2 protein-coding genes are annotated in these 1,540 nt (G+C 60.5%); both read right to left on the reverse strand.

The annotated features are described in order from the left end of the window. Positions 1 to 166: 166 nt before the first annotated feature. Positions 167 to 490, reverse strand: a complete 324-nt coding sequence (locus tag HCJ94_RS29260; protein ID WP_205802100.1) for a tyrosine-type recombinase/integrase — start codon at positions 488 to 490, stop codon at positions 167 to 169. A 161-nt stretch (positions 491 to 651) separates the two neighbouring features. Beyond that, on the reverse strand, positions 652 to 1,540 hold an 889-nt coding region (locus HCJ94_RS29265), incomplete at its 5' end, for a type I restriction enzyme HsdR N-terminal domain-containing protein (RefSeq protein WP_168004227.1).

Below are 1,540 nucleotides of genomic sequence, written 5' to 3' on the forward strand. Positions count from 1 at the left end.
GCGCCGAGGCAGCCAGGGCTGGTGTCGCTCTGCTCGTCGTGGATCGGTTCGACCTTCCGCTTTCAGGCACCCGCATTTCCGCAGTTCAGAGCGCCGCCGGAGCCCGCCGTGCGATCTGTCATGCGATTAGCTCCGCATCGTAATGTGCCGGGGCAGCCGTGCGGCATCACCGTCCGCGGCGAGTTTCCGACAGGCTGGCGATCTCCCGGTCACGCCCGTCGACGGCGTGCAGGTGCCGGCGAGCCGCCGCCATGGATGAATGCCCGAGTCGCTGCATCAGATCAGCCAGCGTCGCGCCGGTCTGCGCGGCGAGGGTTTGACCGGTGTGCCGCAGGTCGTGGAAGGTCAGATCATCCAGGCCGACCTTTTTTCGCGCCCGGACGAACGCCTGATACAAGGTGTTGCCCCACAGCGGGGTCCCATCGCGGCTGACAAACAACCGATCCTTGCCCGCGTACTGCTCCAAGTGCAGCCGGACCAGCGGCACCACACGCGGCGGGGTGGCGATCGTCCGCTTCCCTGCCTTCGACTTGGGATCCTTGTCGAACGAGCCACGGCACTGCTCGAACTGTTCCCGGTGAATTCCGCCCGGTTCCCCGAATAGGGTCTCGTGGTGCAGTTGCCGTAGCCACTGCTCCGATGACCGCGCTTTTACGTACCGGCGCCATCCAGGCTCTCTAGCGCAAGGTCCTCGGCTTCCTGCTGTTCAGGCAACCGCAGGGCGGATGGCATAACCCGGCTGTGATTCGCGCTCAGGTACTCAAGGGCGTGCCCGAGATTTGGATCATGGTCCAAGTGCTCTCGGAAGTACTGTAGCCTATCGCGGCATTCTTCGATTATTTCTGACCAGGTGCGGAGCCAAACCCGGACAGTGATCGCGCCTTCAGTGAAGTCCCAAACGCATCCCGGCTTTCTTTCGCGCTGATTCGCATCGATCCTTGCAACCTTGTCCATCCTGGTGGTCACAAGCCAGAAGTCCCACTCGACTGTCCGGTCATGGAACTGATCATCGAAGGCAACGGCCTGAGCGTAGCTCTTGATTTGGTTGACTTCCTTTGCTCCAACTACTACTGCCGGCGCTTTCAGTTCAACAATAAGATGCTGACGGCGATCGTGCTCACGTCTAGCGCGGGAAAGCATTAGGTCCACGATCCCGGTCGAGCCGTCAAGGCGACGCACGGGCTGGGGAGCCCTGTTCTCGCGGCCCAGAATGTGCAGATGCCGGTCAAGTACGGCGTCTAGCGCCTGGTCGCTAACCAAGATGCTGTAGTGATCGCCAAAGATCCATGCTTCGTTCTCAAGAATCTTGTGGAGCTGCGACCTCTCCTTAACCATCTTTCTCACTTCGGGGTCGAAGACCATGTGGCTAAGCGCCGCAAGAAAGTCGAGCCGATCGGCAACGCTGCTAGACGCCTTGATCATGCTAGAGAGGTTGGTACGGTTGAGCAGGTTATCTAGGGCCGACTTGTCGTCGTTGGAGAGCCGGAAAACCTCATCGAGGATACGGTGCACATTTTCAGGCTGATGCTTGACCGCTTCC

The sequence above is a fragment of the Micromonospora thermarum genome, from assembly GCF_012034245.1.
Classification (GTDB): Bacteria; Actinomycetota; Actinomycetes; order Mycobacteriales; family Micromonosporaceae; genus Micromonospora; species Micromonospora thermarum.